Source organism: Streptomyces murinus (assembly GCF_002154555.1).
GTDB classification, from domain to species: Bacteria; Actinomycetota; Actinomycetes; order Streptomycetales; family Streptomycetaceae; genus Streptomyces; species Streptomyces murinus.
Window position 1 is genome coordinate 1 of the sequence record NZ_MUNF01000161.1, and the last position, 7,835, is coordinate 7,835.

Sequence of the window (7,835 nt, forward strand, 5' to 3'; positions counted from 1 at the left end):
CCGGCACCACGAGCAGCGGAAGTTTGAGCTCCCTGGCCAGGCGTGCCTTCAGATTGTTCGGGTCCCCGGTGACGTACAGCCGTACTGAGTCATCGAGGAGCGTGGCGAAGTCGACCGCGATGAGCTGCTTGCCCCGCTCTGCGAGCAGAGCAGAACCGATGAGCGGCTCGATCGAGGCCGCGTGCGCGGCCAGATTCTGCCAGGCACGCTCGTTCGCCCGCTGAAGGGCGGCCCGGTCTCCGTCGTCCACGGCATCCGACTTCACCAGCTCGCCCAGGGTGGCGATGAGCCGGGCGCTGTCCCTGCGGTCGCCCCACGTCGGCAACCCGGCGTCGCGCAGCCGGCGCAGGGCCCGATCGTCGTCCAGCAGAGGGCGGAGCTGCCGCAGTACGGTCGGGGCGAAGGCAGGTTCCTGCTCAAGGGCCGCAGGGGCATGCCACGCTTCGTCCGGCCGGACGAAGCGGACGGTGCCGCCGGGGCCTCGCACCGGGAGCCAGGGCCGGCCGCGGACGAAGGCGGACAACGGGGTCGGGACGTGTTGCAGATCCTGGTTGCCTGTCCGGTCCCGGTTCCAGACGCTCGTGAAGTGAGCGTCGGTCCACCGGGCCAGGCCGTGCAGGACGAGCCGCGCATAGGCGATCCGGCCCGGTTCGCTCAGCCGCTCGGCGACCTCCTGGCCCGGCAGCCGGAACGCGGAAGTTCCGACGTACGGGGTGTACGGATGGGCGGCACGGCTCCGCGCGCGGTCGATGAACGGCCGCCACTGATCGGCGACCGCCTCGGGCACCTTCGCCATGCTGATCAGGTTGTCCGTGGTCAGCGCGCCACCCTCGGCTTCCCTCTCCGCGCCGGGTGACACTACGGGGAGCAGTCCGTCGGTGACGCCGAGATCGCTGAGGAACTCCCGCCACTCCTCCCGGGTTTCGCCCCGCCTCAGGAAGTTCTCGGGTGGCGCCACGAGCCGCTCTGCCATGAAGCGGAGGCCGGCCGAGGACTCCCGTCCCTCGGCCACGACGGAGGCGAGCTCGTCACCGTGGGTCCCGGTCCATCCGGCTCCGAAAGCGGCGCCGGACGCTTTGATGGCGGGACCCTCGGCCGAGGGAACGTACAGCCCCAGACGCAGTGGCAGAGACTGCGCGGACTGCCTCGACCGGTAGAGACGGAACACGAAGCGGAGGGCCTGCTCGCGCAGCCGCGCCGAGTTGCTTTCGGTGAGAGCGCGGCGGACATGGTCGAGCAGGCCGGCGGCGTCGAATCGCCGGACGAGCCTGAAGCGTTCCAGGAACAACCGGGCTTCCTGGCGTCGCACGTGGCCCTCTTCCTCCACCCAGTTCAGCCCCGGGTGCAGATAGAACATGCGCTTCTTCAAGGCGTCAGGTACGGCCATGCCCTCGCCGCCCGCTGCCTCGCCGCGAGCCGGCTGGAAGAAGGCCTCCCGTTCGCCTGCCGTGCGCCGCGAGCCGGCCTTCGTGACCCTGGCCGGGCCGCCGTTGGCACGCCGGAGCTTCCCGTCGTCCGCCAGCAACAGCTTCCTGCCTTGCAGGACTCCGCCCTCGTCCTTGAACAGCAGGGCGAGATCAGCGTAAACACGGTTCCAGTCGTCGACGGGAGCATCGGGAGCGGGCAGCGGCAGGGCCCCCACGATCTGCTCGACGTGGTCCGCCCGCCGCTGTGCCGAGGGCTCCAAGGGGCACTTGAGCGCCTCGCACAACCTCGCGAGGCGTCTCAGGAGCTTGGCCCCGACGGCCGGATCCGCCACGCCGATGCCGACCGCTCCGGCCGCCTCGGCCGTGAGTACCGACAGCCCGAGCTCGGGCCAGAGCAGGGAATCGCGGGGGGTGCCCCAGGAACCGTGCGGGGCCTCCCGGTTCAGGAGCGGCACGACGGGAAGGTCCGCGAACTCGGCCCCGTGCACCTGGTACGCCGCTTCGCGCAGCAGGCTGTGGGAACGCGACTCGTGCTCCCAGGCCACAAGATCGACCGCAGGCCTGCGGTCGGAGGGTCGGCCTCCCTCCCGCAGCGCGGCGGCTGCGATCAGGGAGGTCTCGGCAGCGGCCGCGAACAGCATGCTGTTCAGCGGGTGCTCCCGGTCGAGGGCCGTACGGTCCACCTTTGTGAAGAACGGGGCGTTGAGATGCCCGTGCAGGGGCGCGGCAGCGTCCTCGCCCAGCGGCAGGAAGGTGTAGATCCGGCCACCGCGCAACGACTCGGTGCCGTCGAGAGGCAATGCCACCTCGACGACAGCCGGTTCCTTCCAGTCACCCCACGAGTCGTCCAGTTGTCCGAGCTCAGTCGCCGCCTCGATCGTGGCGAGCAGACGCGTGACGGGGATGCGACCCCGGGCCACGAGGTAGGCGCCCAGGGAGCCGAGTTCGACCTGGGCAAGGGAGACGGCCGGGACGGCCCGCACCGAACCGGCGGCCACATCGTGTCCCTGGGGCCGGACACCGGCGAGCTCCAAGGGCCTTTCGTGCCGGGTGAGTTCCGTACGCCGGGGGCTTACGCCACCGCGCTGTTCGATGACCAGTCGGTCGAGCCGGTCCAGGAACAGCATCACTGGCGCCTTCGCGGCGCCGAGCTCGTCGAGGCGGCGGACGGCCGCGCGCCGGGAGGCCTCGTTGCGCAGCGGGATCCTGATGACCGTCACATGACCGTCCGCGGCCAGTTCCTTGCAGGTGGGGGGTACGTCCGAGAGTGGAAAGGGGACCTGGAAGGGCGGGAGTTCCTCCTCCGCCCTGCGTACGAGATCCTCGTCGCCGAGCAGCACCCGTAGATCGTCCCGTACCGCGAACCGGAAGCAGTACCCGTTCAGCACAGCCGGTCCATTTCCGGCAGTGGCGGCGCTGTAGACCTCCGGGGCGTCCGTGACTTCCAGGATGCTGCGGAAGCCGACTCCTTTGTTCCCGATGCCTTCGCCGACGGTCTTCTCGCTCCGGGCGAGCTTGCAGACGGCCTGGATGCTGGCCCAGATGAAGGGAGTTCCGCCGTTCGCCACGTAGAGCGTGCCGTGCGTCCCTTCATCCTCGTCCAGCAGGACGTGCACGCTTCCGTCGTTGCCGCCTCCGCGGTGGGCATCGTGGCCGTTCTGGAGAAGTTCCAGGAGGAAGCGGCCGGCGTAGTCGCGCGCGTTGCTGTGGGAAGCCGCCCGCAACTGCTGGGCGGGTTGCCATACCTGAGTGGACTGCCACTCCTTGAGCACGGTCTGCGCGTAGTCCCACAGCTCGCGCGCCCACGTGCCGCCCGGGCCGTCCTCGTACGTCGTACCGGCCATCCGCCCCCGCTTTCCTGATGGTCTCAGGCAGACCGTAACGCGGGAGCCGCCGCCGACGCAGGCGGTCCGAGAACCGGTGAGGGATCGGGGCGGTGAGGGATCGGGGCCGCTGCCCGGTAGACCTCCCGGCCCAACATCTTCTGGACGCAGCTCACTTCCAGTGCTTCGGCGTCCTTCCGACCCGAGCGGCGTGCACGCCTACCCGCACAAGCAGCTTGCGGCGCTGACCGACGCTGCTGCCCGAGCTGCTCTGCTCACCGGTGCTCATGGCCCGTAGTTACGAGTATGTCGAGCGCCGAGGAGATCGCCCACTTGCTGAAGTCCGTGAACGAGAAACCACCACTCCTCGCTGAGTGGGCCGAGGCGCCGGTGGGAGCGGACCTCGCGGGTACGAAGTTGGTGGTGACCCAGCGCTACGGCTCTTGATCGGGTGCCTGGAGGGCGTCGTGAAGTCGGCGAGGCTGACCAGCCATGGCCGACTTCTGCACGCCTCGCCGGCGCCCGTGCTCGCTCACCTCCGTCGTGGGGCGAACAAATGCTCAATCACGTACGGTGTGGTGGACGCAGCAAGCCGGGCTCGCCGCGACAGAAGTGGTTGCGCAGTACGCGGCAGTCCCGGTCCGTTCAGGCCGGGAGAGGAAGCATGAGAATACGCGTCCGGCAGCGGCCCAGGGGCCGCCGCACAGCCCTGCGCACCGGGGTTCCGCTGACCACTCTGGCGCTCGCCGTCGCCGGCTGCGGGGCATCGGTCACGCCCGGGGCGACCACGACCTCCCTCCGAAACACCGTCGCCACCCAGGGCACACCGACTCCGGGCGCCACGAGCCCGACGCCGAGCCCCACCGGCACCGCCACCGCGCACACCACCCCGATGGCGACCGCCACCTCCTGCACCGATCAGATCCTGGCCGGTATGAGCACGGCTCAGCGGGTCGGACAGCTCTTCATGGGCGGTGTCAATGCCGCCAAACCGGACCAGGCCCAGCTGCGCATCCTGCGGGACAACCACGTGGGCTCCGTCATGCTGACCGGCCGCAGCTCCGCCGGTACGGCGGCGACCCGGAAGATCGTCGACGGTTTCCGGGGCCAGGCGGACCGGGTCGGCGGCAAGCAGGTCGGGCTGGTGGTGGCGACGGACCAGGAGGGCGGCAAGGTACAGGTGCTCAACGGTCCCGGCTTCTCGGCCATGCCCAATGGGGTGACCCAGGGCAAGAAGTCGACCACGATGCTGCGCGCCGAGGCCGCCATCTGGGCCCAGCAGCTCAAGCGCGCCGGGGTCGATCTGAACCTGGCGCCGGTCGCCGACGTGGTCCCCGCCTCGCTGGGCACCCGCAACATCCCCATCGGCTCCTTCCAGCGCGAGTACGGCAACACCCCGGGCCCCGTGACCTCCCACACCGGTGCCTTCGCCGCGGGCTTCAAGCAGTCGGGCGTGATGACCACGCTCAAGCACTTCCCGGGGCTGGGCCAGGTGATCGGCAACACCGACACCACCGCCAATGTCGTGGACTCGGTGACGACCAGCACCAGTGCCAGCCTCGACCCCTTCAAGTCCGGGATCCAGGCCGGATCGCCCTTCGTGATGGTCTCCTCGGCCACCTACAACAAGATCGACGCCCAGCACATCGCGGCCTTCTCGCCGACGGTCATCGGCCAACTGCTGCGCGGCCAGATGGGCTTCAAGGGTGTGGTCATCTCGGACGACATCGGGAACGCGGTCGCCGTACGGTCCTTCACGCCTGCCCAGCGGGCGCTCAACTTCACCTCGGCCGGCGGGGACATGATCCTCACGGTACGGCCGGACGTCATACCCGCGATGGCACAGGCCATCCAGACCCGGATGGGGCAGGACGCCTCCTACCGGGCCAAGATCAACGACAGCGTCCGCCGGATACTCGACGCCAAGCACAACGCGGGCCTTCTCCAATGCAGTTGAGATGCGGTTGAGGTCGTGAGGCCCGGGTCGGCCGCGTGGTCAGGGCGTCCACGCGGCCAGGCACAGCGTGCGGTCCAGTTCCCTCGTGTAGTGGGCCGCGGCCAGCCAGGCGCGGGCGAAGCGGTCGGGGTCGGTGGGGCGCAGGCGGCCGAAGACGTCATGGGCGCGGTCCGCGGCTGCGGAGTGCAGGTCCGTGAGGAGTTCGGCCGCCGTCGTGAGCCCGGACCGGCGCAGCTGCCGGGCGTCGGCGCGGGTGTCGCCGGGAAGGGCGAGGACCGGCCGGCCGCCCGAGACCGCCTGGTGGACGCGGCGGCGCAGCAGGTGGATCGGCGCCTCGTCGGAGGGGGAGGCAGAGACGGGTACGGATCCGGTCGCCGCCGCCGCCGCCGCCGTGGTGGTGGGCAGGTCGGCGCCCTGGAGCCGGTCCAGGCCGATGTCGAGACGGGTGTCGGCCCGGGTCGGATGCTCGGCGGCGAGCAGCTGGGCCCGGGGGTGCGGGGCCGGGGTGAGCCGGGCCACGACGCGGAGCCGGGTGCCAGGGGCGGCGGACAGCAGACGCAGATTGTCGCGGTGGGGGAGCGCGGGGTCGTCGTGCGCCGCCGTCAGCCGCAGGGGCACGCCGGCGCCCTCGGCGAGGAGGCAGTCGCCCGCCGCCTCCGCCGCGGTGCCGGTGAGGGTGACGTCCAGGAACAGCAGATCACGGCCGCCGGCCAGGGCGCGGGCGATCTGGTCGGGCACCGGTTCCGCCCAGAGCCGGGCCACCGGCTCCTCGTGCCAGCCGGCGCCGGGGGCTCGCACGGCCCGTACCCCCGCGCCCGCCCCGAGCCGGCCCGTCGGGGAGACGGTGGCGCCCGACACCGCGAGTCCGGCGCGGGCCAGTTCACGATGGGTCAGCGCGGTGTCGCCGATCCGCACGGTACGGTCGGCCGCGCCCACCGCCCGTCCGGCGCCGCCCGGGGCCACGTCGGACACCTGGTACAGCCGGCCCTCCGCGTCGGCGGTCCAGGTCACCGCGCCCGCGTAGCCGCTCGCGGTGAGCACCGGCTCGGAGAACAGGCCGTACAGGCGCAGCGAACCGTCCGGGCGGTAGGGCTGCCGTGCGGTGCCGCGCAGCGCGGTCAGTTCGCCGCTGGACGCGCTCGGCAGGCGGTGGGCCACGGAGAGCACGTCGTACACGCCGGCGGCGAGATCGGTCAGGTGGTACGCCGGATCGGCCGCGCGGGCGGCGCGCAGGGCGGTGACCACGGAGACGGCCGTGGCCGCGGCCCGGTGCAGGCCCGCGAGCCGCGCGGTGTGCGCGGCGCGCAGCAACTCCGCCTGGAGCACGGCGCCCGCCCCGTCCGTACCGGCCTCCAGCACGGCGGAGGTGGCCAGTTGTACGGCGCGGACGGCGGCGCGCTGCTCCGGCGTGGACGTCTCGGGGGCCTGGGCCGTGTCCTCCTCCGCAGCCGAACGATCCTGCGGAGCGGCGGAGTCGGTGTCCTCGGCGACCGGGGCCAGGGAGGCGGCCGCGGCGCGGTGCAGGCAGTCCGGGGCCAGCAGACAGCCGCAGCGCACGGCGTCCGCCCCTCGCACCGCGCCGTCCGGGGCGTGCAGTTCGAGGTCGGTGTCGTCGTCCACGGCGATGCGTACGACAGCGCCGTCGCGGACCACGGGCCGGTCCGCCAGCTTGGCGATGCCGGAGTCCAGGCGCTTGCGCAACCGGGGCGAGAGCGCCGCGACGAGTTCGGCGGTCACGGCCGGTGCGACCGGGGGCAGTTGCGGGCTCATGCGATCTTCTCCCCTACCCAGCGGGCGAGTTCGAGCGGACTGAGGGCGGCCACCGGCATGCCTGCGGCGACCAACTGGCCCGCGACACCGGTCGAGTAGCGCGGACGCCCCGAGTCGTCGAGGCTCGCGCAGCCCAGGACATGGCAGCCGGCGCCGACCAGGGCGCGGACCTCGGCGAGCAGCCCGCCGAGCGGATAGCCCTCCTCGAAGTCGCTGATGACCACGACGAGGGTGCGCGAGGGAACCGTGACCAGCTCGCGCGCGTGGCGCAGCCCGGCCGCGATATGGGTGCCGCCGCCGACCTGGACCTCCAGCAGCAGCGACAGCGGATCCTCGACCTGGTCGGTCAGATCCATCACCTCGGTGGAGAAAGCCAGGAAGTGCGTGGACAGCGTGGGCACCCCGGCCAGCACCGAAGCGGTGAGCGCCGCCCAGATCGTGGACGCCTCCATGGAGCCCGACACGTCGGTGACCAGCACCAGCCGCCAGTCGGCCGCACGCCGGGCGCGGCTGCGGAAGACGGGGCGTTCGGGGATGACGAGGACCGTGCCGTCCGGGCGGCGGCGGGCGGTGGCCAGGTTCGCCCGCAGGGTGCGGGGCAGATCCAGGCCGCCGCCGGGGCGCCTGCTGGGCCGGGGCAGGGCGGTGCCGTGCAGCGCGGGCCGCAGCCGGGTCGCCAGCTGCCTGGTCAGCGCCTCCACCAGCCGCCGTACCAGCGGACGCAGCGCCGCCAGCCGGGCCTCCGGCAGCCCGCCCGCATGCCGCAGCACCGAGCGCAGCAGGTCCACGGAGGGCCGTACGGTGTCCGGGTCCAGCTCCATGAGCACGTCCTGCCGCCCCGCGGCGGCCGCGGCCGCC

Annotated in this window: 5 protein-coding genes; 2 read left to right on the forward strand and 3 right to left on the reverse strand. The window is 72.2% G+C overall.

The window, feature by feature from the left end:
- The coding region (locus CCN72_RS12185; protein WP_425276139.1) for a sacsin N-terminal ATP-binding-like domain-containing protein at positions 1-3,271 on the reverse strand (3,271 nt) is incomplete at its 3' end.
- 285 nt (positions 3,272-3,556) lie between these two features.
- On the opposite strand from CCN72_RS12185, the gene CCN72_RS38970 reads away from it, so the two are divergent.
- Positions 3,557-3,697, forward strand: coding sequence for a hypothetical protein (locus CCN72_RS38970; RefSeq protein WP_158101345.1), 141 nt, complete (start codon positions 3,557-3,559; stop codon positions 3,695-3,697).
- Between the two features lie 217 nt (positions 3,698-3,914).
- Positions 3,915-5,207: a glycoside hydrolase family 3 N-terminal domain-containing protein gene (locus CCN72_RS12190; protein ID WP_086807546.1), complete on the forward strand. Its 1,293-nt coding sequence runs from the start codon at positions 3,915-3,917 to the stop codon at positions 5,205-5,207.
- Between the two features lie 39 nt (positions 5,208-5,246).
- Here the strand turns inward: CCN72_RS12190 and CCN72_RS12195 are convergent, their stop codons facing one another.
- Together CCN72_RS12195 and CCN72_RS12200 are read right to left on the reverse strand one after the other, a co-directional pair.
- A complete protein-coding gene (locus CCN72_RS12195) occupies positions 5,247-6,977 on the reverse strand; it encodes a hypothetical protein (RefSeq protein WP_086807547.1) in 1,731 nt (576 codons plus the stop codon).
- Positions 6,974-7,835, reverse strand: an 862-nt coding sequence (locus CCN72_RS12200) for a vWA domain-containing protein (protein ID WP_143664087.1), incomplete at its 5' end; no start/stop codon positions are given. The genes CCN72_RS12200 and CCN72_RS12195, both read right to left, overlap by 4 nt.